This is a genomic window from Cupriavidus sp. BIC8F (assembly GCF_032465815.1).
Taxonomy (GTDB): Bacteria; Pseudomonadota; Gammaproteobacteria; order Burkholderiales; family Burkholderiaceae; genus Cupriavidus; species Cupriavidus necator.
The window spans coordinates 2916441-2943012 of the sequence record NZ_CP136094.1 but is presented as its reverse complement, the minus strand read 5'-3'; the positions used below and the strand labels follow the sequence as shown (position 1 = coordinate 2943012).

General features: G+C 66.9%; 22 protein-coding genes. 15 read left to right on the top strand and 7 right to left on the bottom strand.

Translation table 11 applies throughout. The features are described 5' to 3' along the window. Positions 1-2: 2 nt before the first annotated feature. The 3 genes from RS901_RS13700 to RS901_RS13690 all read right to left on the bottom strand — a co-directional run bounded on the left by RS901_RS13700 (position 3) and on the right by RS901_RS13690 (position 4157). Positions 3-950 (bottom strand): branched-chain amino acid ABC transporter permease, encoded by a 948-nt coding sequence (locus tag RS901_RS13700; RefSeq protein ID WP_010810051.1) that lies wholly within the window; start codon positions 948-950, stop codon positions 3-5. 190 nt (positions 951-1140) lie between these two features. Then, entirely contained in the window at positions 1141-2391 is a 1251-nt protein-coding gene (locus RS901_RS13695) for a branched-chain amino acid ABC transporter substrate-binding protein (RefSeq protein ID WP_316149306.1), read from the bottom strand. Positions 2392-2531: 140 nt separating this feature from the next. Beyond that, the gene (locus tag RS901_RS13690) at positions 2532-4157 is read right to left on the bottom strand and encodes a 3-(methylthio)propionyl-CoA ligase (RefSeq protein ID WP_316149304.1); all 1626 of its coding nucleotides are present in this window, start codon (positions 4155-4157) and stop codon (positions 2532-2534) included. A gap of 458 nt (positions 4158-4615) precedes the next feature. Between RS901_RS13690 and RS901_RS13685 the strand changes: the two genes are divergently transcribed. The 6 genes from RS901_RS13685 (at position 4616) to RS901_RS13660 (ending at position 8836) form a co-directional block, all read left to right on the top strand. Then, entirely contained in the window at positions 4616-6187 is a 1572-nt protein-coding gene (locus tag RS901_RS13685) for a protein adenylyltransferase SelO (RefSeq protein ID WP_316149303.1), read from the top strand. 116 nt (positions 6188-6303) lie between these two features. Continuing rightward, positions 6304-6768: a peptide-methionine (R)-S-oxide reductase MsrB gene (gene msrB / locus RS901_RS13680; protein WP_013956525.1), complete on the top strand. Its 465-nt coding sequence runs from the start codon at positions 6304-6306 to the stop codon at positions 6766-6768. Positions 6769-6806: 38 nt separating this feature from the next. Further along, positions 6807-7346 carry a septation protein A gene (locus RS901_RS13675; RefSeq protein ID WP_018315370.1) on the top strand — a complete coding sequence of 180 codons (540 nt, stop codon included), beginning with the start codon at positions 6807-6809 and terminating at the stop codon, positions 7344-7346. A gap of 36 nt (positions 7347-7382) precedes the next feature. Further along, entirely contained in the window at positions 7383-7694 is a 312-nt protein-coding gene (locus RS901_RS13670) for a BolA family protein (RefSeq protein WP_114134678.1), read from the top strand. 4 nt (positions 7695-7698) lie between these two features. Further along, positions 7699-8493 carry a peptidylprolyl isomerase gene (locus RS901_RS13665; RefSeq protein ID WP_316149300.1) on the top strand — a complete coding sequence of 265 codons (795 nt, stop codon included), beginning with the start codon at positions 7699-7701 and terminating at the stop codon, positions 8491-8493. Between the two features lie 43 nt (positions 8494-8536). After that, positions 8537-8836, top strand: a complete 300-nt coding sequence (locus RS901_RS13660) for a hypothetical protein (protein WP_316149298.1) — start codon at positions 8537-8539, stop codon at positions 8834-8836. A gap of 9 nt (positions 8837-8845) precedes the next feature. Here RS901_RS13660 and RS901_RS13655 read toward each other — a convergent pair whose 3' ends face one another. The 3 genes from RS901_RS13655 to RS901_RS13645 all read right to left on the bottom strand — a co-directional run bounded on the left by RS901_RS13655 (position 8846) and on the right by RS901_RS13645 (position 14797). Further along, on the bottom strand, positions 8846-9703 hold the full coding sequence (locus RS901_RS13655) for a creatininase family protein (RefSeq protein WP_316149295.1): 858 nt from the start codon (positions 9701-9703) through the stop codon (positions 8846-8848). Between the two features lie 251 nt (positions 9704-9954). Continuing rightward, positions 9955-14001, bottom strand: coding sequence for a phosphoribosylformylglycinamidine synthase (gene purL / locus RS901_RS13650; protein ID WP_316149293.1), 4047 nt, complete (start codon positions 13999-14001; stop codon positions 9955-9957). A gap of 190 nt (positions 14002-14191) precedes the next feature. Next, positions 14192-14797 (bottom strand): winged helix DNA-binding protein, encoded by a 606-nt coding sequence (locus tag RS901_RS13645; RefSeq protein ID WP_316149292.1) that lies wholly within the window; start codon positions 14795-14797, stop codon positions 14192-14194. Between the two features lie 252 nt (positions 14798-15049). On the opposite strand from RS901_RS13645, the gene RS901_RS13640 reads away from it, so the two are divergent. From RS901_RS13640 to pgi, 8 genes are all read left to right on the top strand, one after another. After that, complete coding sequence (locus RS901_RS13640; RefSeq protein ID WP_316149291.1) at positions 15050-16414, top strand: amidase; 1365 nt, start codon at positions 15050-15052, stop codon at positions 16412-16414. Positions 16415-16535: 121 nt separating this feature from the next. Next, on the top strand, positions 16536-17501 hold the full coding sequence (locus tag RS901_RS13635) for a TRAP transporter substrate-binding protein (RefSeq protein ID WP_316149290.1): 966 nt from the start codon (positions 16536-16538) through the stop codon (positions 17499-17501). Positions 17502-17591: 90 nt separating this feature from the next. Then, positions 17592-18143: a TRAP transporter small permease gene (locus tag RS901_RS13630; RefSeq protein ID WP_316149289.1), complete on the top strand. Its 552-nt coding sequence runs from the start codon at positions 17592-17594 to the stop codon at positions 18141-18143. Next, on the top strand, positions 18143-19453 hold the full coding sequence (locus RS901_RS13625) for a TRAP transporter large permease subunit (protein ID WP_316149287.1): 1311 nt from the start codon (positions 18143-18145) through the stop codon (positions 19451-19453). The genes RS901_RS13630 and RS901_RS13625 overlap by 1 nt, the downstream gene beginning before the upstream one ends. Positions 19454-19519: 66 nt before the next feature. Further along, complete coding sequence (locus tag RS901_RS13620; protein WP_316149285.1) at positions 19520-20818, top strand: D-amino acid dehydrogenase; 1299 nt, start codon at positions 19520-19522, stop codon at positions 20816-20818. A gap of 6 nt (positions 20819-20824) precedes the next feature. Beyond that, positions 20825-22411 (top strand): NAD(P)H-hydrate dehydratase, encoded by a 1587-nt coding sequence (locus tag RS901_RS13615; RefSeq protein ID WP_316149284.1) that lies wholly within the window; start codon positions 20825-20827, stop codon positions 22409-22411. Then, positions 22408-23370 (top strand): DMT family transporter, encoded by a 963-nt coding sequence (locus RS901_RS13610; protein ID WP_316149283.1) that lies wholly within the window; start codon positions 22408-22410, stop codon positions 23368-23370. The genes RS901_RS13615 and RS901_RS13610 overlap by 4 nt, the downstream gene beginning before the upstream one ends. Before the next feature lie 137 nt (positions 23371-23507). Next, a complete protein-coding gene (pgi, locus tag RS901_RS13605) occupies positions 23508-25151 on the top strand; it encodes a glucose-6-phosphate isomerase (protein ID WP_316149282.1) in 1644 nt (547 codons plus the stop codon). Here the strand turns inward: pgi and RS901_RS13600 are convergent. After that, a complete protein-coding gene (locus RS901_RS13600; RefSeq protein ID WP_316149280.1) occupies positions 25148-25846 on the bottom strand; it encodes an ABC transporter ATP-binding protein in 699 nt (232 codons plus the stop codon). The genes pgi and RS901_RS13600 overlap by 4 nt on opposite strands. Here RS901_RS13600 and RS901_RS13595 point away from each other — a divergent pair. After that, entirely contained in the window at positions 25845-26501 is a 657-nt protein-coding gene (locus tag RS901_RS13595; protein WP_316149279.1) for an arylesterase, read from the top strand. The two genes, RS901_RS13600 and RS901_RS13595, sit on opposite strands and share 2 nt — an antisense overlap. Positions 26502-26572: the final 71 nt, after the last annotated feature.

Below are 26572 nucleotides of genomic sequence, written 5' to 3'. Positions count from 1 at the left end.
TGTCAGCTCTCCCGGGTTCCCATCAGTCCACGCGGGCGGAAGATCAGCATCACCACCAGCAACAGGTACGGCAGCACCGGTGCCACCTGGGCCACCGTGAGCTTCCACAAGGAATAGAACGGCGTGGCCTCGCTGACCGCCAGCCCCAGGCTGGTCATCAGGCCCGCCAGCGAGGCGTCGATGGTGACCGCGAAGGTCTGCAGCACGCCGATCAGGATCGACGCAATGAAGGCGCCCACCAGCGATCCCATGCCGCCCACCACCGCCACCACGAACACGATCGACCCGACCGCCGCGGCCATCGACGGCTCGGTGACAAAGGCATTGCCCCCGATCACCCCCGCCAGCCCGGCCAGCGCGGCGCCGCCGCCAAACACCATCATGAACACGCGCGGCACGTTGTGGCCCAGCGCCTCGACCATTTCCGGGTGGGTCAGCGCGGCCTGGATCACCAGCCCGATGCGGGTACGCGTCAGCACCAGGTAGATCGCCACCAGCATGCCCAGCGACACCAGCATCATGAAGGCGCGGTACTTGGGGAAGGACGAGGTGAACACCGTGAACAGCGGCCCGTCCAGCTCCGCGGGAATCCGGTACGGCACCGCCGCCAGGCCCCACACCAGCTTGACGCCCTCTTCCATCAGATAGGCCAGGCCGAAGGTGAACAGCAACTCGGCCACGTGGCCGTACTTGTGCACCGTGCGCAGGCCGAAGCGCTCCACCAGCGCGCCCGCGCCCGCCACCAGCAGCGGCGCGAAGATCAGCGCCGGCCAGAACCCGACCTTGCTGGCGATGGTGTAGGCAAAGTAGGCGCCCAGCATGTAGAAGCTGGCGTGGGCAAAGTTGAGCACGCCCATCATGCTGAAGATCAGCGTAAGGCCCGAAGACAGCATGAACAGCAGCAGCCCGTAGCTGATGCCGTTCAGCAGTGAGATGACGAAGAATTCCACAGCGTGTCCTTCAAGCTGGCGCCGCCATGCGTGGGCATGCCGGCATCCGTCCGGTTGGATTGAGGGTGAGCGTCCCCCTCCGGGGGCGGATGCCCGCCCCGGACGCTCCCCGGTATCGACCGAAAAAGACCGAAAGTATGCAGGATCGGGCGGCCACTTTGTCAGCGTGGCCGGCCCGTCACGGACAGGATCAGCCCGGCCGCTTCATCTGGCAGGAAGTCGGCTGGGCCGACACGTACTGGTCCATCAGCGCGTTGGTCTTCCAGCCGTAGCCGGTGTTTTCCTGGTCGTACTTGATTTCCTTGCCATCCACCTTGGTCCAGGTGGCGACCACCAACGGCTGCTGCGCCTGGTGATCCGAGTTGCGCATCTCGACCGTGCCGTTCATGCTGTCGACCTTGATGCCCTCGAGCGCCTTGGCAACCTTGATCGGATCGGTCGAGCCGGTGTCCTTGAAGGCCTTGGCCAGCATGGCAATGCCGGTGTAGGAGGCCATCACGTAGAAGTCATCGTTGTACTTCTTCTTGAAGCCCTCGATGACATCCGCCCCCTTGAACCCCTTGTTGTTGGGGTTGTAGTAGCCGACATACTTGACGTGCTCGGCGCCGGTGGCGCCCATCGCGGTGGGCACGCCGGTGGTGCCGGCGTAGTAGGTGTAGTAGTTGGTGGTCAGGCCGGCATCCTTGCCCGCCTTGATCAGCAGCGCCAGGTCGCTGCCCCAGTTGCCGGTGATCACGGTATCGGCGCCAGAGGCCTTGATCTTGGCCGCGTACGGGGCAAAGTCCTTGACCTGCGCCAGCGGGTGCAGGTCTTCACCCACGATCTGGATATCCGGGCGCTTGCGCTTCAGGTAGTCCTTGGCCGCACGCGCCACCTGGTGGCCGAACGAGTAGTTCTGGTTGATCAGGTAGACCTTCTTGACGTTCGGGTCCTTGGCCAGGAAGGTGGTCAGCGCTTCCATCTTCATGTCCGAGTTGGCGTCGAGGCGGAAATGCCAGTAGTTGCATTTGGCATTGGTCATGTCCGGGTCCACCGCGGCGTAGTTCAGGTAGACGATCTCCTTGCCCGGGTTGCGCTCATTGTGCTTGGCCACCGCGTCCTGCAGCGCCAGCCCGACCGACGAGCCGTTGCCCTGCACGATATAGCGGATATTCTGGTCGACCGCCTGCTTGAGGATGGTCAGGCTTTCCTGCGGCGACAGCTTGTTGTCGAACCCCACTACCTCAAACTTGTGCGCGCCGGCCCAGTTCTTCTGGTTGGCGATGTCGGCGACATACTGCCAGCTCTTGAGCTGGTTCTGCCCAACGGGAGCCATCAGCCCCGATAGCGGGTCAATGAAGGCGATCTTCACCGTATCCGCGAGTGCGGTACCTGAAACCAGCGCAGAACCCAGTGCGGCAAACACGGCCACACCGGCCACCAGCGGACGCAATTTGGTCATACCTGTCTCCTTCACTCTTGTCGTTGGCTTGTCGTCGTATTTGGCTGGCTGCGCAGCGTCCTCCATGCCACGCCTTGCAGCCGGCCCCGAACACGCCATGCCGCAAGCAGGCATGGCGTACCGGAAAGCGCGTGCCGGCGTCAGGCGGTCGGCAGCTTGTAGTCCTTGAACTGCTCGCGCAGCTTGAGCTTCTGCATCTTGCCCGTGGCGGTCAGCGGGATCTCGGTGACAAAGGCCACGTCGTCCGGGATCCACCACTTGGCGACCTTGCCCTCGAAGAACTGCAGCAGTTCTTCGCGGGTGACTTCGGCGCCGGGCTTCTTCACCACCACCAGCAGCGGGCGTTCATCCCACTTGGGGTGGTAGGCCGAGATGCAGGCCGCCATATGCACCGCGGGGTGCGCGGCGGCGACGTTCTCGATATCGATCGACGAGATCCATTCGCCGCCGGACTTGATCACGTCCTTGCTGCGGTCGGTGATCTGCATGAAGCCATCGGCGTCGATGGTGGCGACGTCGCCGGTCGGGAACCAGCCGTCGGCCAGCGGGTTGGCATCGTTACGGAAGTAGCGGTCGATGATCCACGGCCCGCGCACCATCAGGTCGCCGAAGGCCTTGCCGTCCCACGGCAGCTCGTTGCCGTCGCCATCGACGATCTTCATGTCGACGCCGAAGATCACGCGGCCCTGTTTTTCCTGGATCTTGTGGCGCTCGGCGTCGGACAGGTCCTGGTGCTTGGCCAGCAGCTTGCACGACGTGCCCAGCGGCGACATCTCGGTCATGCCCCAGGCGTGGATCACCTCGATGCCCAGCGCCTCGAGCGCGCGGATCATCGCCGGCGGCGCGGCCGAGCCGCCGATCACGGTGCGGTGGAAGGTGGAGAACTTGAGCTTGTTCGATTGCACGTGCTGGAGCAGGCCGAGCCACACCGTCGGCACGCCGGCGGAGAAGGTCACCTTCTCTTGCTCGAACAGCTCATAGATCGAGGCCCCGTCCAGCTTGGCACCGGGCAGCACCAGCTTGGCGCCGACCAGCGGCACCGAGTACGGCAGGCCCCAGGCATTGACGTGGAACATCGGCACCACGGGCAGGATCACGTCGCTGGCGGAACAGCCCAGCGCGTCCGGCATGGCCGATGCGTACGAGTGCAGCACCGTCGAGCGGTGCGAATACAGCGCGCCCTTGGGATTTCCGGTGGTGCCCGACGTATAGCACAGGCTCGACGCCTGGTTCTCGTCGAACTGCGGCCATTCGTAGTTGCCGTCCTGCGCGTCGACCAGTTCCTCGTAGCACAGGAGCGGCACCTTGGATTCAGCCGGCATATGCGCGCGGTCGGTCATCGCCACCCAGCCCTTGACGTTGGGGCAATGCGACGCAACGCCTTCCACCAGCGGCAGGAAGGTCAGGTCGAAGAAGATATAGCCGTCTTCCGCGTGGTTGACGATATAGGCAATCTGCTCGGGGAACAGGCGCGGGTTGATGGTATGGCAGACGGCGCCCATGCCTGACACGCCGTAGTAAATCTCCAGGTGGCGGTAGCCGTTCCAGGCCAGCGTGCCGACGCGCTCGCCCTGCTTCACGCCCAGTGCGCCGAGCGCCTGCGCCAGCTTGCGGGCGCGCAGTTCGCAATCGCGGTACGTATAGCGATGCAGGTCGCCCTCCGTGCGCCGCGAGACGATCTCGGTGCTGCCGTAGTAACGCGCGGCGTGTTTGATGATGGAGGAAATGAGCAGCGGCGCGCTCATCATTTGACCCATCAATGCCATGAACCTGCCTCCTGAATGTCTTGTGTAATTCGCCTGAAAACGAACAACCGTACTATTTTTTGGCGGTCGTTTCCATGCACCAAATCGGCGTCCGGCCGACCTCGTTGTGCACTGCCGTACTGTCGTTGCGTATTGCCGTCGGGATTACCGCCGGTATTGCCATTGAATTCGGGGCCGCAATTCTGCGAAAAGCCCATGCACCGGATTCATGTGCGCACTGAAGGAGGAAAATAACCGTGCGGTGCATGGCGGCATTAACTCGGTCGAGCGGTCGAGTGCCGTTGAGGACGTACAATACTGCGTGGCATGTTGCACCTCAACATGTCGTTTTCCCTAGCCACCATCGCATTTTCGTGCGCTCGGCATGCCGCGCTGCACCGCCTTTTACGCGGTTCGCTGCACATCGACGAACGCACGGAATTCGCACCGCCCCTTGCGCCCCGAGGCGCCCCTACGCGATGCCAGACACGCCCCAGTCACAAGCTCCGCAGCCCTCCGACGCAGCCACGCCGGCCACGCTGTCCGTGCCCTTTCGCACCGCGCCCGGCTTCGCCGAACTCGGCATGCAGTTCTTTACACGCCTGCGTCCCACGCCGCTGCCCTCACCCTACCTGGTGGGGGTGGCGCCGGCCGCGGCGGCGCTGCTCGGCTGGGACGCCAACATCGGCAGCCGCGAGGACTTTATCGAGACCTTTGTCGGCAACCAGGTGCCGGACTGGGCCGACCCCCTCGCCAGTGTGTATTCCGGGCACCAGTTCGGGGTGTGGGCCGGCCAGCTCGGCGATGGCCGTGCCATCCGCCTGGCGCAGGCCGAGACCGCCACCGGCCCGTGGGAAATCCAGCTCAAGGGCGCGGGCCTGACACCCTACTCGCGCATGGCCGATGGCCGCGCCGTGCTGCGCTCATCGATCCGTGAGTACCTCTGCTCCGAAGCCATGGCCGCACTGGGCGTGCCGACCACGCGCGCACTGTCGATCATGGGCTCGGACGCGCCGGTGCGCCGCGAGACCATCGAGACCGCCGCGGTGGTGACAAGGCTGTCGCCGACCTTTATCCGCTTCGGGCACTTCGAACATTTCGCCGCGCACGACGACGTGGCCGCGCTGCGCAAGCTGGCGGATTTCGTCATCGACAATTTCATGCCCGCGTGCCGCGACCACGCCCAGCCCTACCAGGCGCTGCTGCGCGAGGTCTCGCTGCGCACCGCCGACCTGATCGCGCACTGGCAGGCGGTGGGCTTCTGCCATGGCGTGATGAATACCGACAATATGTCGATCCTGGGCCTGACCATCGACTACGGCCCGTTCGGCTTCCTCGATGCATTCGACGCCAACCATATCTGCAACCACTCCGACACGCAGGGCCGCTACGCCTACAGCCAGCAGCCGCAAGTGGCATTCTGGAACCTGCACTGCCTGGCGCAGGCGCTGCTGCCGCTGTGGCTGGCACCAGAAGATGCCGACAAGCAAGGCGCGCGCGACGCTGCCGTGGAAGCCGCGCGCGCGGCGCTGGACCCGTTCCGCGACCGCTATGCCGCGGCGTTCTTCCGCCACTACCGCGCCAAGCTGGGCCTGCGCCCGCCCGCCGGCGGCGACGACAAGAGCGATGAGCCACTGCTGACCAGCCTGTTCCAGCTGCTGCACGGCCAGCGCGTGGACTACACGCTGTTCTGGCGCAAGCTGTGCGGCATTTCATCCACCGATGCCTCGCGCGACGCGCCGGTGCGCGACCTGTTCCTGGATCGCGCCGCCTTTGACACGTGGGTGGCCGACTATCGCGCGCGCCTGCGCGCCGAGCAGTCGCACGATGCCGCGCGCGAACTGGAAATGCTGGCGGTCAACCCCAAATACGTGCTGCGCAACCACCTGGCCGAAACCGCGATCCGGCACGCGTGCGAGAAGGACTTCAGCGAAGTGGACCGGCTGCTGGCGGTGCTGTCGCGCCCCTTTGACGTACAGCCGGAGGCAGAGCATTACGCGGCGCTGCCGCCGGACTGGGCGTCCGACCTGGAGGTCAGTTGCTCGTCGTGACGCCATGTGATCCGCGCTCTGCACGCCGGCGCCAGCCGGTGTAAGGTTCGCGCAGTTCGCACGACCAACGCCTTAACTGAGGAACCCATCCGAGGAAGCCCTGCGAGGATAAAACCATGACCACCACCAAGACCGACGCCGAGTGGCGTGAACAACTCTCCGACATCGAATACCGCGTGACCCGCGAGGCCGCCACCGAGCGCCCGTTCACCGGCCGCTACTGGGACCACTGGGACAACGGCATCTACCACTGCGTGGGCTGCGGCACGCCGCTGTTCGAATCCGCCACCAAGTTCGATGCCGGCTGCGGCTGGCCCAGCTATTTCCGCGCCATCAACGGCGAGGTGATTGCCGAGCACGTCGACCACAGCCACGGCATGACGCGGGTGGAGGTACGCTGCAAGGAATGCGGCAGCCATCTCGGCCATGTCTTCGAAGATGGCCCGGCCCCGACCGGCCTGCGCTATTGCATCAACTCGGCTGCGCTAAAATTCGATGATCGCGACCCGGCACAGCGTGCGGCGGATGATGCCCACGCCGCCGGCAGCGGTGACAAACCCCGGCGCGACCCGCAGCGCTGAATGCTCCGGCAAGCACGCCGGACCCAACCTGGTACCGCATGAAATTCCTGTTCGACCTGTTCCCGGTCATCCTGTTTTTTGCCGCTTTCAAGCTGGCTGACATCTACACCGCCACCGCCGTGGCCATTGGCGCCACGGTGCTGCAGATCGGCTGGGTCTGGTTCCGCCACCGCAAAGTCGAGCCGATGCAGTGGGTCAGCCTGCTGATCATCGCGGTGTTCGGCGGTGCCACGCTGGTGCTGCACAACGAAACCTTCATCAAGTGGAAGCCGACCGTGCTCTACTGGATGTTCGCGGTGGCGCTGCTGGGCTCGGTGATCGGCTGGCGCAAGAACCTGATCCGCGCCATGATGGAAAAACAGGTGACCCTGCCCGACCCGGTGTGGGCGCGGCTGAACGCCGCCTGGGCCGGCTTCTTTGCCGCCATGGGCGTGCTGAACCTGTACGTGGCCTACCAGTTCTCGACCGAAACCTGGGTCAACTTCAAGCTGTTCGGCAGCATGGGGCTGATGCTGGTGTTCATCGTCGCCCAGAGTGTCTGGCTGTCGCGCCACATGCCCGAGAACAGCCAGGACTGACGGCCCGCCCCCGCACCCCGAACCGAAGGAACATTGATGGCAGCCGATCCCGCCACTATCGAGGCGATGCTGCGCGAAGCGCTCGCCCCCAGCCACCTGGCCGTGCGCGACGACAGCGCACTGCACGCCGGACATGCCGGCGCCGCATCCGGCGGCGGACATTACGACGTGACAATCGTCAGCGAGCGCTTTACGGGTCACAGCCGGGTTGCGCGACACCGCATGGTGTATGATGCGCTGCGCGGTCTGTTCCCCGCGCAGATCCACGCACTTGCCGTGACTGCGTTCACCGACCAAGAGTACCAATCCCGCGCACCACGCGATTCCTCCAGCAACTCTCAGACCTGATTCCATGAAGACCACCGTCCTCTCGTTCAGCCTGGCGGCTGTGCTTGCTGCCGGCAGCCTGCCGGCCATCGCCCAGAATGCCGCCGTCGTGAATGGCAAGGCCATTCCGTCGGCAAAGCTGGACAAGTTGATCGCCGGCACCGGCCAGCCCGACAACCCGGAGCTGCGCTCGCGCGCGCGCAACATGCTGATCGACCGCGAACTGCTCTCTCAGGAAGCCAACAAGCGCGGCCTGACCCAGCGCGACGACGTGCAGGAACAACTGGAACAGGCCCGCCTGAACGTGCTGGCCGGCGCAGTGTTCGAAGACTACGTGAAGACCCACGGCGCCAGCGACGCCGAGTTGCGCAAGCAGTACGACAAGATCAAGTCGCAGTTCGGCAACGGCAAGGAATACCATGCCCGCCATATCCTGGTGGAAAAGGAAGCCGACGCCAAGGCGATCATCGCCAAGATCAAGGGCGGCGCCAAGTTCGAGGACATGGCCAAGGCCTCGTCCAAGGACCCGGGCTCGGCCGCCAACGGCGGCGACCTGGACTGGGCCAACAGCAGCAGCTACGTGCCTGAGTTCTCGGCAGCCATGACCGCCCTGAAGAAGGGCCAGCTGACCGATACGCCGGTCAAGACCCAGTTCGGCTGGCATATCATCGAACTGGTCGACGTGCGCGACGCCAAGATCCCGTCGTTCGAAGAGGTCAAGCCGCAGCTGACACAGATGCTGATGGGGGACCAGAACTGGCAGCGCGAGCAGTTCCAGGCCATGATGAAGTCACTCAAGGACAAGGCCAAGATCCAGTAAGGCACGGTCCGGTCACCCCCCGCCGGCCCTGCAAGATTCAAGGATGCAGCGCGTGGAGTCGACTGGCCGTTACTGGCAACTCTGGCATCTGTCGTCCCGGGGCATGTGCTATTGCGCACTGGCCTGGGCGACCCTGGACGGCGCCGCCCCCGGCTGGCGCCAGCTCCACCCCTACCTGCCCCTGCGTGACCGTTACGCGCCCGAGAAGGTCCTGCACGCCGTGGTGGCGTACAAGGAGGCTCGCGGCGAGATCAGGCCGCCTCCGGGTTTTGAATCGGGGCGCATGCTGACCTACGCGTATGCGTCATGGAGTTCACGCCTGCTCCCTCCGCTTGCCGGCTGAACCCTGCCCTTACTGGCGCAGGTCGTAGCGCCACCCCGTTTCATCGAGCTGCCTGATACTGCCGGCAACCAGTCCGACCAGCGCGTCCAGCATCTTGCTGCCCTTTTCCGCGCTGGCCCAGGTCGGGTCACCGGTGGCGCCGGTCGCGGAAACCTCGGCGATATCCCACATGATCTGTACGCGCTCGCCGATGCGAATGCTGTCTACCGGCATCTGCCGCATGGCTTTGCCGAGGTCGCACAGGTCCGGACGCACCGCCATGGTGATCGAGGTTTCACCTTCGCCGCCGTGACCCAGTCCATTCCACTCAGCGAAGAAGCCGTCGCCAAGCCGGCTGCCGATCACCGACCACCAGGCAGGCAGGAAGGCGGACACCACCTCCGGGTGGCGCTGCTTGACCTTGCGCTGGGCGATCTCGAGCGGCGCAATATTGCCGTCGTGCCCGTTCGGCACAAAGATGTGCCGGATATCGTAGGCAATCAGGCTCTCGAAAATGTCCTCGGCAAGCGCCAGCAGCCCCATCGCCAGCATCGGCAGGTTCATGCCCCTGGCACCGTAGGCATAGCGGCACAACAGCGCCAGGCTCAGGCCGGTGCGTTGCGCGATGATGCCCAGCAGCCCGGTCAGCACGAACAGGATGCCCATGCCGATGGCGATGGCGATGGCCAGCAGGGCCATGGGGAAGGAAACACCCGCGCCGCCCGCCGGCCCGGCCAGCGTGCCACCGATGAACAGGCCCGTGGCAACGTAGCCAAACCCCAGCCATACCGCCACCTGTTTCCAGGTCGGCCTGCGTGCGTCTGGCGGGACTGGGGTGAACATATAGTCGGCATCGGGTGCCGGTAACGACTGCGCCTTCTGATTCATGGGATCTCGGAATCCACCGTTCCGTGTTCGAGCCGACCCGGATGCAAGGGAACCAGCCCTGCATCCGATCGTGAGTCAGCGCGAGAGTAACAGTGCGAAAGCGGCAGGAAATGCGGAAGATTCCAAGATGCGTAGCAAAATGGCCGTCGCCATCGGGGCTTTGGCTGCTTGCATCGCCGCAAAACTAAAAAGCCACCGGCGCTGCCGGTGGCTCTTGGTTGGGACGAAGGGCGCAGGCCCTGGGCTGATGTTTAACCCACCCACTTCCGCGCATTGCGGAACATCCGCATCCACGGGCTGCCGCCGTCGGCAACCTGCTTCCACGCATCCGGCGCCCAGCTCATGGTCGCGGCACGGAACACGCGTTCCGGGTGCGGCATCAGCACGGTGAAGCGGCCATCCACGGTCGTCACCGAAGTGATGCCGTCGGGCGAGCCGTTCGGGTTGAGCGGATAGGCCTGCGTGACCGCACCGTAGTTGTCGACAAAGCGCAGCGCCACATGGGCCTGGTCGATATTGCCCTGCTGCGAGAAGTCGGCAAACCCTTCGCCGTGGGCAACCACGATAGGAATGCGGCTGCCTTCCATGCCGGCGAAGAAGATCGACGGCGAGGACTGCACTTCCACGGTCACGTAGCGCGCCTCGTACTGCTCTGACTGGTTGCGCGTGAACTTCGGCCACGCACCCGCCCCCGGGATGATCGGGGCCAGGTTGCTCATCATCTGGCAGCCGTTGCAAACGCCCAGCGCGAAAGTGTCCTGGCGATTGAAGAAGGCCGCGAACTGCTCGGCCATCCGCCCGTTGAACAGGATGGTCTTGGCCCAGCCCTCGCCCGCGCCCAGCACGTCGCCGTAGCTGAAGCCGCCGCAGGCGACAAAGCCGCTGAAGTCGGCCAGGTTGGCGCGGCCGGCGATCAGGTCGCTCATATGCACGTCGTGCGTGTCGAAGCCGGCGCGGTCCATGCTGTACGCCATCTCGATCTGCGAGTTGACGCCCTGCTCGCGCAGGATGGCCACGCGCGGACGGGCGCCGGTGGCGATGAACGGCGCGGCGATGTCTTCGGCCGCATCGAAGGTCAGCACCGGGCTGATGCCGGGGTCGGCGGCGTCGAGCAGGCGGTCGTATTCGCTGTCGGCGCAGGCCGGGTTGTCGCGCAGGCGCGCGATGCGCCAGCTGACTTCGCTCCAGTTGCGCTGCAGGTCCGTGCGCGAGGCGCCGAAGACCTTCTTGGCATCGCGGTAGACCTCGATCTGGTCGGTCGCGTTGGGCTTGCCCACCACATGGCTGCAGGCCGACAGGCCGGCTTCGCGCAGCACGGCGAAGACCGTGTCGCGGTCTTCCATTCGCACCTGCACCACCGCGCCCAGCTCTTCCGAGAACAGCGCGCGCAGGGTCTGGTCGTTGCGGCGCTCGGCGATCTGCTGCGCCCAGTTCTTGGCGTCGCCGTAGTCCTGTTCTTGCTGCGGATCCAGCGCCAGCATGTCGACGTTGAGCGAGATGCCGCAGTGGCCGGCAAAGGCCATTTCCGCCAGTGCAGCCATGAAGCCGCCGTCGGAACGGTCGTGGTAGGCCAGCAGCTTGCCTTCGCGGTTCAGGCGCTGGATCACGTTGAAGAAGTTCTTCAGGTCTTCGGCGTTGTCGACGTCGGGCGCGCTGTCGCCCACCTGCTGCATGACCTGCGCCAGGATGCTGCCGGCCATGCGGTTCTTGCCGCGGCCCAGGTCGACGGCGATCAGCACGGTGTCGCCGGCGTCGGTGCGCAGTTGCGGCGTCAGCGTGCGGTTGACGTCGTCCACCGCGGCAAAGGCCGAGATGATCAGCGATACCGGCGCGACCACTTCCTTGTTGACGCCGTCGTCCTGCCACTTGGTGCGCATCGACAGCGAATCCTTGCCGACCGGGATGCTGATGCCAAGCGCCGGGCACAGTTCCATGCCGACGGCGTGCACGGTGTCATACAGCTTCGCGTCTTCGCCTTCCACGCCGCAGGCCGCCATCCAGTTGGCCGACAGCTTGACCTTGCCCAGGTCCTTGACCGGCGCCGCCGCCAGGTTGGTCAGCGCCTCGCCGATCGCCATGCGGCCGGAGGCCGGCGCGTTGATCACGGCCAGCGGCGTACGCTCGCCCATGGTCATGGCCTCGCCGGCCTTGCCCTGGTAGTCGAGCGTGGTCACGGCCACGTCGGCCACCGGCACCTGCCACGGGCCGACCATCTGGTCGCGCGCGTTCATGCCGCCCACGGTGCGGTCGCCAATGCTGATCAGGAACGACTTGTTGGCCACGGTCGGATGGCGCAGCACGTCGCGCACGCCCTGCTCCAGGCTGATGCCGGTCACGTCCACGGCCGGCAATGCCTCTTCCACGCGCTTGACGTCGCGGTGCATGCGCGGCGGCTTGCCCAGCAGCACGTCCATCGGCATGTCGACGGCGTAGTGCTCTTTGAGCGCGGCATCGACGCTGGCATCGACCAGTTGCAGCTGCTTTTCTTCGGTGGCGATGCCGACCACGGCGAACGGCGAGCGCTCGCGCTGGCACATGGCCTGGAACTGCGGGAAGCTGTCCGGCGCGATCGCCAGCACATAGCGCTCCTGCGACTCGTTGCACCAGATCTCGGCCGGCGACAGGCCGGACTCTTCCAGATGCACCTGGCGCAGGTCGAAGCGCGCGCCGCGGTCGGCGCCGTCCACCAGTTCCGGGAAAGCGTTGGAGATGCCGCCCGCGCCGACGTCGTGGATCGACAGGATCGGATTCGCGTCGCCAAGCTGCCAGCAGGCGTTGATCACTTCCTGCGCGCGGCGCTCCATCTCGGGGTTGCCGCGCTGGACCGAATCGAAGTCCAGGTCGGCGGTATTGGTGCCGGTCGCCATCGAGCTGGCGGCGCCGCCGCCCATGCCGATGCGCATGCCCGGGCCGCCCAGCTGGATCAGCAGCGTGCCGGCCGGCAGCGGGTTTTTGTGCGTGTGCCCGGCATCGATATTGCCGATGCCGCCCGCGATCATGATCGGCTTGTGGTAGCCGCGCACGGTGCCGCCCACGTTCTGCTCGTAGACGCGGAAGTAGCCGCCCAGGTTGGCGCGGCCGAATTCATTGTTGAAGGCGGCGCCGCCGAGCGGGCCGTCGATCATGATCTGCAGCGGCGAGGCGATGCGGTCCGGCTTGCCGGTCACGCCGGGCTTGTGGTCGGGGTTGCGGTGCGCCACCGGCTGGGCGGCGTCGCGGTCGTTTTCCCAGGATTCGACCGCCTCGGGCAGCATCAGGTTGGACACCGTGAAGCCGGTCAGGCCGGCCTTGGGCTTGGCGCCGCGGCCGGTCGCGCCCTCGTCGCGGATTTCACCGCCGGCGCCGGTGGAGGCCCCGGGGAACGGCGAGATCGCGGTCGGGTGGTTGTGCGTCTCCACCTTCATCAGCGTGTGGGTCAGCGCCTCGTGGCGGCCGTACTTGTGGTCGTCGCCGCGCGGGAACCAGCGTTCGGCCACGTCGCCTTCCATCACCGCCGAGTTGTCCGAGTAGGCCACGATCGAGCCCTGCGGATTGAGCTGGTGCGTATTGCGGATCATCGCGAACAGCGACTTGTCCTGCTGCACGCCGTCGATGGTCCAGGTGGCGTTGAAGATCTTGTGGCGGCAGTGCTCGCTGTTGGCCTGCGCGAACATCATCAGCTCGACGTCGGTCGGGTTGCGCTCCAGCTTGCCGTAGGCCTCGACCAGGTAGTCGATCTCGTCCTCGGACAGCGCCAGGCCCATCTCGACATTGGCCGCGGCCAGCGCGCTGCGCCCGCCCGAGATGTCGATAAAGCGCAGCGGCTTGGCCGGCAGCTCCTGGAACAGGCCGGCGGCATCGTCACGCGAGGCGACCACGGTTTCGGTCATGCGGTCGAACAGGTGCGCGGCGACGACGGCGCGGGTGTCCGCGTCCAGCGTCTTGCGGCCGCGCAGCAGGCCCTTCTTGCAGATGACCGTGATTTCGATACCGCGCTCGATGCGGTGGATATGCGTGAGGCCGCAGTTATGGGCGATGTCGGTAGCCTTGCTGGCCCACGGCGAGATCGTGCCGAAGCGCGGGATCACCACGAAGCGGTCGCCGTCGGACGGCTCGGCGAATGGCGCACCGTAGGTCAGCAGCGCCGCCACGCGGGACTGCTCTTCGGCCGACAGCGGCGTCTGTGCGTCAACAAAGTGCAGGAACTGGCCATGCACCGATTCAATATCGGCGTCGATCTGCCGCAGGGCGGTGAGCAGGCGTTGCTGACGGAAGGCGGAAAGCGCCAAAGCGCCGGGGAAGCATGAGAAATGCGCCATGATCGTAGCGGTCGGGAGGCGGTGAGGTAGGGGCTGCTGCTTAGCCGGCACCGCTGCATGGGGTGCCGACAGGCGGGAAACCGCTATTGTACCTTGCCGGCACCCGGATTTTGCACTGCGACATCACGGCGGGGCCGTGTTACGGCCTATCCTGATAATGCTTATGCGTCACTTTTACCAAATGAAAGGCTCAGAGTGACGTCGCCGAGCGCGCGGCCTGCTCGTACAGGCCGGTCAGCACACGCATCAATCGGGCGAGCTCGCCGATCTCCGCATTCTCTTCGCTGCCCTCGGTGAAGTTGCTGGTCAGGCATTGTTCGCGGATCTCGCGGTAGCGCGCGCAGGCCTCGGTGCCGGCCGGGGTGGTCGAATAAGTGGCCTCCTTGCCGACCCGCTCTCCGCTCACCAGCCCCAGCCCCTGCAGCTTCTTCAATGCGTAGGTCACCAGGTGCGTGTCTTCCACGTTCAGCACGAAGCAGATATCGGCCAGCCGCTTGGGCCGGCCGCGATGGTTCACGTGATGCAGCACCAGCACGTCCAGGAAAGTCAGGTCGCGCACGCCCGCCGCGCCCATGCAGCGCACCACCCAGCGGCTGTAGGCGTTGTAGGCGGTGTTCAGCCCGAACTCGAACTCGGACAGCTCGGGGCTGCGCACCGACACCAGGTGCGAGGACGACACGATATTGGCCCCGGCCGCGCGCGACATCGCGGTGGCCGGCCTTGCCTTACCGGCAACGGCAGGGACATCGGCCACGGCGGCGGCGGTGTGCCCGCTCTCGGCTGGTTTGCGTGGCATGCGGGAGACTCCTTTCGATGGGGGCGGCGCTGGCGGTGCTAGGTATAAGCCCGGAGCGCGCCCCGGCAATTTTAGCTTGACAGTTTATTGGCGAATTATGAGCATGAACACCTAATAAATACAGGTAAAGCATGAGGGAGGACGCCGGCCACGAGTGGCCCTGCGCTTGTGCACCGCGCCCTTCCCCGTGCTGGCAGGCGGCCGCCACCATGGCGGTGCCCGCCCCGCCCTCGCACCCCGTTTGCAGACCCCATGCCATCCATGCTTCCCGACCTCGACACCCTGAACACCCGCCTGCGCGACGGCGCCACCAGCCGTGCGCAGATCATCGAGCAGGCGGCCGCGCTTGCCGCCACGCCGGCTGCCGAGGCCGTGTTCCTGCACAGCACCTTCGAGGCCGCGGCCCAGGTCGCGCGCGCAGCCGATGCCGCCGGCCGCGCCGGCAAAGCGCTGCATCCGCTGGCCGGGCTGCCGGTTTCGGTCAAGGACCTGTACGACATGGCCGGCGAAGTCACCAGCGCGGCCTCGCTGGTGCGCAAGGATGCCGCGCCGGCCACGGCGGACGCCACCGTGGTCGCCCGCCTGCGCGCGGCAGGGGCCGCTCTGGTCGGGCGCACCAACATGACGGAGTTCGCGTTTTCGGGCGTGGGCATCAATCCCCACTACGGCACGCCGGTCAATCCGGCCGGCACAGATGGCGTGGCACGAATCCCGGGCGGCTCGTCGTCGGGTGCGGCCGTTTCGGTGGCGCTGGGACTGGCGGTCGCGGCGCTTGGCAGCGACACCGGCGGTTCCATCCGCATCCCCGCCGCGCTGTGCGGCATCACCGGCTTCAAGCCCACCACGCGGCGCGTGCCGCTGACCGGGGCCTTTCCGCTGTCGTACACGCTGGATACCGCCTGCGCGATGGCGCGCACGGTCAGCGACTGCATTGCCATGGACAGCGTGATCGCCGACAGCGCAGTGATCCCGCGCGTGACCAACCCCGCCGCCACGCGGCTGGCGATCCCGCGCCAGGTCCTGCTGGACGACCTGGACCCCGTGGTGGCGCGCGCCTTTGACCGCGCGCTGGGCCGGCTGTCGGCCGCCGGCGTGCAACTGGAGCATGTCGACCTGCCCGAGCTCGGCGAACTGGCGGGCCTGAACGCCCAGGGCGGCTTCAGCTCGGCCGAAGCCTTTGCCATCCACCGCCACCTGCTGGCCACCCGGCGCGAGCTGTACGACCCGCGCGTGGCCTCGCGCATCGACCGCGGCGCCAATATCAGCGCCGCCGACTACATCGAGCTGGGCCGCGCCCGGCTGGACTGGATCGCCCGCATGGAAGCGCGCCTGGCCCGCTTCGACGCCGTGGTCTGCCCGACCGTGCCGATGGTCGCGCCCGAGATTGCGCCGCTGCGCACCGATGATGCGCAGTTCTTCCGCGTCAATGCCCTGCTGCTGCGCAATACCTCGGCCTTCAATTTCCTTGATGGCTGCTCGATCTCGATGCCCTGCCACGCGCCGGACGAACTGCCCGTGGGCCTGATGCTGTCGCACGGCCCGATGCGCGATGCCGACCTGCTGGGCACGGCCCTTGCGTTGGAATGCATCGCGCAACCTTCACAGCGCGACGACTGAGCCTGCCGCCGCGCCGACGATCTTGCGCCGACGTGCCCGCCAACGCGGGCGCGACCGGCACCAGGTAGTACGCAACCAGCAGTACCACCGCGCCCCCGCGCGCACACCAGGAGAGATCGAGATGCGAGTCAAGGCAATCGTTGCGGCCGGCCTGATGCTGGCCGCCGTGGCGGCACAGGCGGATACCAAGTGGGACCTGCCGACCGGCTATCCGGTCAGCAACCTGCACACCGAGAACCTGCAGCAGATGGCCAACGACGTGGACAAGGCCACCGGCGGCAAGCTCAAGATCGTGCTGCATCCCAATGGGTCGCTGCTCAAGGCCAACGAGATCAAGCGCGGCGTGCAGACCGGCCAGGTGCAGATGGGCGAGATCCTGATGTCCTTGCTGGCCAACGAGAACCCGGTGTTCGGTGTCGATGCCGTGCCATTCCTCGCCACCAGCTATGGGGATGCCTACAAGCTGTGGCAGGCCTCGCGCCCGGTCACAGAGAAGGTGCTCGACAAGCAGGGCATGAAGCTGCTGTATGCGGTGGCATGGCCGCCGCAGGGCATCTATGCCAACAAGCCGATCAATTCGGCCGGGGACATGAAGGGCCTGAAATGGCGCGCGTACAACCCGGCCACCTCGCGCATCGCCGAGCTGGTCAGCGCCCAGCCGGTGACCATCCAGGCTGCCGACCTGGCGCAGGCGCTGGCCACGGGCACGGTCAACTCCTTCATGTCGTCGGGCGCCACCGGCGTCGACACCAAGGTGTGGGAGAGCGTGAAGTACTTCTACACGGTGGACGCCTGGCTGCCCAAGAACATGCTGGTGGTCAGCAAGAAAGCGTTCGCGGCGCTGGACAAGCCGACCCAGGACGCCCTGCTCAAGGCCGTCGCCGATGCCGAGAAGCGCGGCTGGCAGGTATCGGAGCAGAAGACCAAGGAGTACCTGGCAACCTTGTTGCGCAACGGCATGACGGTGCAGCCGCCTTCGCTGCAGCTCAAATCCGACATGCAGAAGGTCGGCCAGACCATGGTGGATGACTGGGCCAAGGGCGCGGGCGAGGACGGCAAGGCCATTTTGGACGCCTACCGCAAGTAGGCTGCGGGCCTGCCCGCCTACATGCCCCCCCGCCCTTGCCGCGCAGGCTGGCATGGCGGGGAGCCCCCTCCCTCCCTGACGCCGTCCATCATGCCAACTGCCCCCTCCTCCAAGCGCTGGCTCGACCGCCTGCTTGACCTCTTTGCCATACTCGGTGCGCTGTGCATCCTCGCCGTCTGCGTGATTATGATTCTGATGTCGCTGTCGCGGGAGACCTCGGTGATCTTCAAGGGTGGCGATGACATCGTCGCCTGGCTGTGCGCGGCGTCCGCCTTCCTGATCCTTGGCCAGACCTTCCAGCATGGCGGCATCGTGCGCGTCGAGATGCTGCTGGGGGCCGTGGGCCCGCGCCGGCGCTGGGTGCTGGAGCTGGTCTCGCTCACCATCTGCCTGGTGTTTGCCGCCTATGCGGCGTGGGCGCTGGGCTCCTTCGCCTGGCAGAGCTGGGACATCGGCGACGTCTCGCAGGGCCAGATCGTGATTCCGCTGTGGATGCCGCAGAGCTTCGCGGTGCTTGGCTGCATCGGCTTCCTGCTGGCGGTCGGCGATGAATGGCTGCGCGTGGCTCGCGGACAGAAGCCGCGCTACCAGGTGGCCCAGGAAGAAAAGCTCGCCACCGGCGATTTCGGGGAGACGGTCTGATGAGCACAGTCGTCGTTGCACTGATCCTGCTGCTGGTGATGATCGTCTTCCTGGCAATCGGCGCGTGGATCCCCGTGGCCATTGCGGTCACCTCATGGGTCGGGCTGGTGGTGTTTTCGGACCGCGAGGCGCTGGTCAGCCTGGCCAACGCATGGTGGTCGTCGAGCGCCTCATACACGCTGGCATCGCTGCCCCTCTTTGTCTGGATGGGCGAGATCCTGTTCCGCACCAGGCTGTCCGAGCAGATGTTCAACGGGCTCTCGCCCTGGCTGAACTGGCTGCCGGGACGGCTGATGCACGTCAATATCCTGGGCTGCGGCATCTTTGGCTCGGTGTCGGGGTCGTCGGCGGCCACCTGCGCCACCATCGCCAAGTCGGCGCTACCGGAACTCACGCGGCGCGGCTACGACGAGCGCACCACGCTCGGCTCGCTGTCGTGCGCGGGCACGCTCGGCATCCTGATCCCGCCATCGATCACCATGGTGGTGTATGCGGTTTCGGCGGATGTGTCGATCATCCGCGTGTTTCTGGCCGGCTTTTTGCCAGGGCTGCTGCTGATGCTGCTGTTCTCCGGCTATATCGTGGCCTGGGCGCTGGCCAACCCGGACAAGACCCCGGCGCCGGAGCGCTTTGGCTGGCGCGCGCGGCTGGAATCGGTCCGCCAGCTGCTGCCGTGCATGGTGCTGATCGCCTTTATCACCTGGGTCATGGTCACCGGCTATGCCACCGCGACAGAAGCCGCGGCCTACGGCGTGGTGGCCTCGCTGGCACTGGCATGGGCGGGCGGCTCGCTGACGCGCGCGGCGTTTTGGGACAGCCTGATGTCGGCCACGCGGCTGACCGCGATGATCATGTTCGTGCTGGGCGCCACCTCGTTCCTGTCGGTGACCATGAGCTTTACCGGCATCCCGCGCGCGCTGGCGGAATGGGTGGCAGCGATGCACCTGTCGCCGTGGGCGCTGATCGCCGTGCTGACGGTGATCTACATTGTGCTGGGCACGGCGCTGGACGGCATCTCGATGATCGCGCTGACCACGGCGACCGTGCTGCCGATGGTGCAGGCGGCCGGCTTCGACCTGGTCTGGTTCGGCATCTTCATCGTGCTGCTGGTGGAGATCGCCGAAGTGACGCCGCCGGTGGGCTTCAACCTGTTCGTGCTGCAGAGCATGACCGGCAAGGACAGCAACTTCATAGCGCGGGTCTCGCTGCCCTTCTTCATGATGATGGTGGTGGCCATCGCCATCATCACGATCTGGCCCGGCGTGGTGACCTGGCTGCCGGACATTGTCATGCAGCAGGAAGTCAAATAGCATTGGCCGGCCCCGCCCGGCCCTGCCCTTTCCCGCCGGTGCGGCAATGTGGAGGTTTTCAGTCCGATGCATGTGATCGTCATCGGCGCCGGCGCGATCGGCGTCAGTTCCGCCTGGTACCTGCGGCAGGCCGGTTTCGACGTGACCGTGCTCGAACGCCGCGCCGCGCCGGCGCAGGAAGCCAGCTTCGGCAATGCCGGCGTGATCGCGCCCGGCTACGTCACGCCATGGGCCGCGCCGGGCATGCCCGGCAAGATCCTGCGCACACTCTTTGCGCGCGAGGCGCCGGTCCTGTTCCGCCCTTCCGCCGACCCCGCCATGTGGCGCTGGATCGCGCGCTGGCTGCGCGAATGCCGGCTGGAGCGCTACCGCGCCAACAAGCTGCGCATGCAGCGGCTGGCGTTCTACAGCCGCGCGTGCCTGCACCGGCTGCGCAGCGAGCTGGAGATCGACTACGAGCAGTCGCAAGGCTACCTGCAGCTGTTCCGCACCGCGCGCGACCTCGACCTGGCCGCGCCCGCCGTGGCCCTGCTGCGCGAGAACAACGTGCCGCACCGGCTGGTCAGCGCGCAGGAATGCCGCCGGATCGAACCGGGCCTGGCGGCCGATACGCCGCTGGCTGGGGGGCTGCACCTGCCGGAGGATGAGTCCGGCAACTGCCCGATGTTCGTGCGCGCGCTGCACCGGCATGCCGAGGCCGCAGGCGTATCGTTTCGCTTCGACACCCAGGTGGCGCGTGTCAGGCCCGACAACGCAGGCAAGCTGCAGGTCGAGCTGTCGCACGCCGACCAGAAGCGCCTTGGCCAGGTGCTGAGTGCCGACCGCGTGCTGGTCGCGGCCGGCGCCGACAGCACCGCGCTGCTGCGCCCGCTGGGCCTGCGCGTACCCCTGTATCCGGTCAAGGGCTACTCGGTGACGGTGATGGTCCGCGACGAACTGCAGGCGCCGCTGGGCGCGCTGATGGATGAGTCCTACAAGGTCGCGATCACGCGCATGGGCAACCGCCTGCGCGTGGCGGGCACGGCCGAGCTGGGCTCACGCAAGCTTGATCTGCGGCCGGCCGCGCTGAACACCCTGGTCAAGGTCGCGCGCGACTGGTTCCCGGTGGCCGGCAACTACCAGGAAGCCACGCAATGGGTGGGTGCGCGGCCGATGCTGCCGGACGGGCCGCCGCTGATCGGCCCTACGGCCGTGCCCGGCCTGTTCCTCAATCTCGGCCATGGCTCGACGGGCTGGGCGATGAGCTGCGGATCGGGCAAGATTGCGGCTGACCAGATCGCCGCCAGCGCCGGCCCCCATGGCGGCCCCGACATCGACATGGAGGGCCTGCTGCCCGACCGATACGGCTTGGGGCCCGCCAGATAACCAGACATGACACCCTCTGCCTCTTCCGCCACCTCGCCCGCAAGCGGCGACGGCTGGCTTGCACTCGATGCCGCCGCATCCGCACCGGTTCCGCTGTATGACGTCGCCGCCGTCCGCCGCATCGAGAACGCCGCCTTCACGCAACTGCCCGCCTTTACGCTGATGTCGCGCGCCGGCGCCGCGGCCGCGCGCTGGCTGGCCTGCCACGCACCCGCCGGCCCGCTGCTGTTCCTGGCGGGTCCCGGCAACAATGGCGGCGATGCGCTGGTGGCCGCGACGCAATTGCACAGCGCCGGCCGTGCCGTGCAGGTATGGCTGACGGCGGACCCGCAGCACCTGCCCGCCGACGCCGCGACGGCATGGCAGCAAGCGCATGCAGCCGGCGTCCCGGTCAGCGTGGTCGCGGGCATGGCGGCCTCGCCTGACGCGGACTGGCCCGCCGGCACCGCTGCGATTGTCGACGGCCTGCTCGGCATCGGCCTGAACCGCCCCGCCGGCGGCACCATGGCGTGGTGGATCGGACAAATCAACCGCAGCGCGCTGCCGGTGTTTGCGCTGGACATCCCCAGCGGACTGTTCGCCGACACCGGCGCGGGCGCGCCGGCCGTGCGCGCGCAGCGCACGCTGACCTTTATCGCCGCCAAGCCCGGGCTGCTGACGCTGGACGGGCGCGACTGCGCCGGCGAGGTCGATATCGCGCCGATCGGACTCGGCTATCCGCCGGACGAAACGCCCCATTGCCTGGTGAACGGCCCGGCGCTGTTCAGTGCCGCGCTGCCGCGCCGCCACCACGCCAGCAACAAGGGCACGCATGGCTCGCTGGCTGTCATCGGCGGCAACCTGGGCATGACCGGCGCGCCGCTGCTGGGCGCCAGGGCCGCGCAGTTCCTCGGCGCGGGCAAGGTGCATATCGGCTTCCTGGCGCAGCCCGCACCACGGTTCGATCCGCTGCATCCGGAGCTGATGCTGCATGCCGTGGACGCACTGGCCCTCGCTGCGATGTCGGCACTGGTGATCGGTCCGGGCATGGGCACGGATGCCAACGCACACAAGCAGTTTGCGCGGCTGCTGCAAGCCGCGCGGTTGCCGCTTGTGCTGGATGCCGATGCCTTGAACCTGCTGGCGGCCGATCCGGCGCTGGCCGGGGCACTGGCCGCCAGCGGCGCGGCTTGCGTGATGACACCGCACCCGCTCGAAGCCGCCCGGCTGATGGGCGTGCCCGTCGCCGATGTGCAGCGCGACCGGCCCGCTGCCGCCGCCGCACTGGCTGCGCAATGGCAGGCCGTAGTCGTGCTGAAGGGATCGGGCACCGTGATTGCGGCACCTGACGGCAGCCCATGCTCGCTCAACCCGACCGGCAATGCGGCACTTGCCAGTGCCGGCACCGGCGACGTGCTGGCCGGCATGCTGGGCGCGCTGCTCGCACAGGGCATGGCGCCGCTGGCCGCGGCCCAGGCGGCGGTGTGGATCCACGGCCGTGCCGCCGATGCCCTCGTCGCCCAGGGCACCGGGCCGGCCGGCGTCACCGCAAGCGAGCTGTACGCGCCGGCGCGCACCGTGTTCAACCAGTTGCTGGCCGGGACCCGCGCATGACGCGCGGCGCGCTGCTGCGCGATCCCGCCGACCGCCGCCACCTGCTCACCGGCATCGCGCTGCTGGTCATCGGACAATGGATCCTCAGCCTGCTCGATGCCACCAGCAAGACCCTGACGCAGCAAGGACTGCCGCTGGTGGCCGTGGCATGGGTGCGCTATGTCGGCCATGTGGTCGCGATCTTCCTGCTGCTCGGCCCCGCCGGCTGGCGGCGCCAGTGGCGGCCGGCAAAGCCTGGACTGCAGTGGCTGCGGGGCGGGCTGATGCTGGTCTCGACGCTGGTGTTCTTCAGCGTGCTGATGCTGATGCCGCTGGCGCAGGCCACGGCACTGAATTTCTGCGCGCCCCTGTTCGTGGTGGCGCTGTCGCCGTGGCTGCTGGGCGAGCGCCCCGGGCGCCATGCCCGCTGGATGCGCTGGACCGGTGTGGTGGTCGGCTTTGCCGGCATGCTGGTGGTGGTGCGCCCGGGTGGCCAGCTCAGTCCGCTCGGTGTCGGCCTGGGCCTGGTGTCGGCGCTGGTGTTCGCGCTGATGCAGATGCTGACGCGCCGCATCGCCGCGCATGACGCGCCCATGACCACGCTGATCCAGAGCGGTGTCACCGGCGCCTGCCTGACCACGCTGATCGTGCCCTTCTTCTGGTTCAGCGCGTGGCCCACGCCGATGCAATGTGCGCTGTTGCTCTCTGCAGGGATCACCGGGTCCCTGGGCCACTATTTCGTCATCCGGGCCTTCCAGTACGCGGATGCCTCGTTCCTGAGCCCCTTCCTGTACCTGCAGATCGTGTCCGCCACCGTGATCGGCTACCTGGCCTTCGGCCAACTGCCCGACTGGACCACCGCAGCTGGCATCGGCATCATCTGCCTGGGCGGCTTGTGCGTGGCGGGCGGCGAACCGGTGCTGCGCGCTGTCGCGGGCCGGCTCGCTGGCCGGCGACGTCAGACAATGTCCGATACTTAGCGGGCACACATGCTGCTATGTTGCAAGTGTTAACGGTTGCTTACGCCGAGGGGTAAAAGTGCCGCGGCGCAGGCGATATACTTTGCGAGTCTGCGCCGCCGCGCGCACTCGCGCCCCTGCAAAATTCCTAGTCCCGCATGCCCACCGACCTTCACGCCTGGAACGCCCTGCTGCGGCACCATGACACCCTTCGCGACGCTCAGATGCGCGAGTGGTTCGACGGCGAAGGCGCGCAACGTGTCGCGCAATTCTCGCTGGAAGCCGCCGGGCTCTATCTCGACTACTCGAAGAACCGGATCACGCCCGAAACCATGCGCCTGCTGGTGCAGCTGGCAGCCGAGGCCGGCGTGACCAGACGCCGCGACGCGATGTTTGCGGGCGAGCATATCAATACGACTGAAGACCGCGCGGCCCTGCACGTAGCGCTGCGCGCGACCGCCGGCGCCGGCTACAAGGTCGACGGCGAGCAGGTCATGCCGGCGATCCAGCGGGTGCTGGTACGCATGCGCGATTTCTCGGAGCGCGTGCGCAGCGGCGCCTGGAAGGGTGCCACCGGCGAGCGCATCACCGATGTCATCAATATCGGCATCGGCGGCTCCGACCTAGGTCCGCGCATGGTGTGCCGCGCGCTGTCGCACCTGTCCGACGCGGACGGCCAGACCGGTCCGCGCATGCACTTTGTCTCCAATGTCGACGGCACCGACCTGGCCGAAACGCTGGTGCGGCTCGACCCGCAACGGACGCTGGTGATCGTCTGCTCCAAGACCTTCACCACGCTGGAAACCATGGCCAACGCGCGCAGCGCGCGCGCCTGGTTTGTCGCCAACGGCGTGGCCGAGCATGACCTTGCCAAGCATTTCGTCGCAGTCTCGACCAATACCGAAGCAGTGCGCAAGTTCGGCATCGACCCGGCCAATATGTTCGAGTTCTGGGACTGGATCGGCGGACGCTTCTCGCTGTGGTCGTCGGTCGGCCTGTCGATCACGCTGGCGGTAGGTTTCAATGCCTTCGCCGACCTGCTGGCCGGCGCGCGCGCCATGGACGAGCACTTCCGCACCGCGCCGCTGGAGAGCAACATGCCGGTGATCCTGGGCATGCTGGGCATCTGGTACCGCAATTTCTGGCATTTGCCGACCAGCTGCATGGCGCCCTACTCCACCTCGCTGGAGCTGTTTCCCGCCTTCCTGCAGCAACTGGAGATGGAGAGCAACGGCAAGTCAGTGCAGCTTGACGGGCAGCGCGTGCGCACGCATACCTCGCCGGTGGTGTGGGGCACGGCCGGCACCAACGGGCAGCATGCCTACTTCCAGCAGATCCATCAGGGTTCGCAGGTGGTGCCGGTGGACTTTGTCGCGCCGCTGGTGCCGCCGCGCCGGCTGGCAGGCCATCACGCCAAGCTGCTGGCCAACTGCTTCGCGCAGGCCGAGGCGCTGATGCGCGGGCGTACCGCCGATGAGCTGCGTGCCGCCGGCCTGAAGGACGAAGTCCGCATCGCCCATATGGTGTTCGAGGGCAACCGCCCCAGCAACACGCTGCTGATGGAAAACCTGACGCCACACGTGCTGGGTGCGCTGATTGCGCTGTATGAGCACCGCACCTTCGTGCAGGGCGTGGTCTGGAAGATCAATTCCTTCGACCAGTGGGGCGTTGAGCTGGGCAAGATCCTGGCCCGTCCGATCGAAGCCGAGCTGACCGGCAATACCGTTGGCCAGCACGATGCCTCCACCACGTCGCTGATCGAGCGCGCCCGCGCGGTGCTGAAGGCGGGCGCCGCCAGCTAGACCTCCGCGCCCATCCATTCATCGCTGGCCACGCGGCCGGCGTCGATGGTCAGGATGCGGCCACAGCGCGCCGCCACCGAGCGGTCATGCGTGACCAGCACCAGCGTGGAGCCGGCATCGTGGTTAAGCTCGAACATCAGCGCGATCACGGCTTCGCCAGTGACGGTATCGAGGCTGCCGGTGGGCTCGTCGGCAAACAGGATGTCCGGGCGCGCCACGAACGCGCGCGCCAGTGCCACGCGCTGCTGCTCGCCGCCCGACAGCGTGCGCGGATAGTGCCCCAGCCGCGCGCCCAGGCCCACACGCTGCAGCATGTCCAGGGCGCGCTCGCGCACCTGCGACGTTTCACCGCGCAGCTCCAGCGGCAGCATCACGTTTTCCAGCGCGGTCAGGTGGCCGACCAGCTGGAACGACTGGAACACAAAGCCGACATGGCGGCCCCGCACCGCGGCGCGCTGGTCCTCATCCAGCGCGAACAGGTCCTGCCCCTGCAGCCGCACCGTGCCCGTGCTGGGCAGGTCCAGCCCCGCCAGCAGCCCGAGCAGCGTCGACTTGCCCGAGCCGGACGCCCCCACGATGGCGAGCGTCTCACCCGGCGTGACGGAAAAGGTCACGTCGTGCAAAATCGTCAGCGAACCGGTCGTGTCGGCAACGGTCTTTCCGAGGGCCTCGACAGCGAGAATGGAAGAAGACATGGATATTGGGATCCGAGGCAAATGGCGCCGGCTGCTGCTGGCAACCGGCATGGCACTGACGTTATCGGCCGGGGCGCCAGCCCACGCCGCGGCGCCGGCACTGCTGGTGCTTGGCGACAGCCTCTCCGCCGAGTACGGCATCGCGCGCGGCGCGGGCTGGGTCACGCTGCTGCAGGACCGCCTGCGGCAGGAGCGCTTCGATTATAGCGTTGTCAATGCCAGCATCAGCGGCGAGACCACCATCGGCGGCAAGACGCGGCTGCCGGAGCTGCTGTCGCGGCACCGCCCGGCCATCGTGGTGGTGGAGCTTGGCGCCAACGACGCGCTGCGCGGGTTGCCGCTGCAGACCACCGAGGCCAACCTGCGCAACATCGTCACCACGGCACAGAAGGCGGGCGCGGGCGTGCTGCTGATCGGCATGCGCATCCCGCCCAACTACGGGCAGGACTACACCGAGAAGTTCGTCTCGCTGTATCCGAAGCTGGCCGGCGAATACAAGGTGCGGTTGGTGCCGTTCTTCCTCGACAAGGTCATCACGCGGCAGGACTGGTTCCAGCCCGACCGCATCCACCCGACCGCCGCGGCACAGCCAGCGCTGCTCGATACGGTGTGGCCGCAACTCAAGCCGATGCTCAAGCGCAGCGGCGCGAAGTAAGCATAAATAAAAAACCCCTGCCGCCTGGCAGGGGTTCTTGCTGGCAGCGATGCTGCCGGGCTGATCTGGCG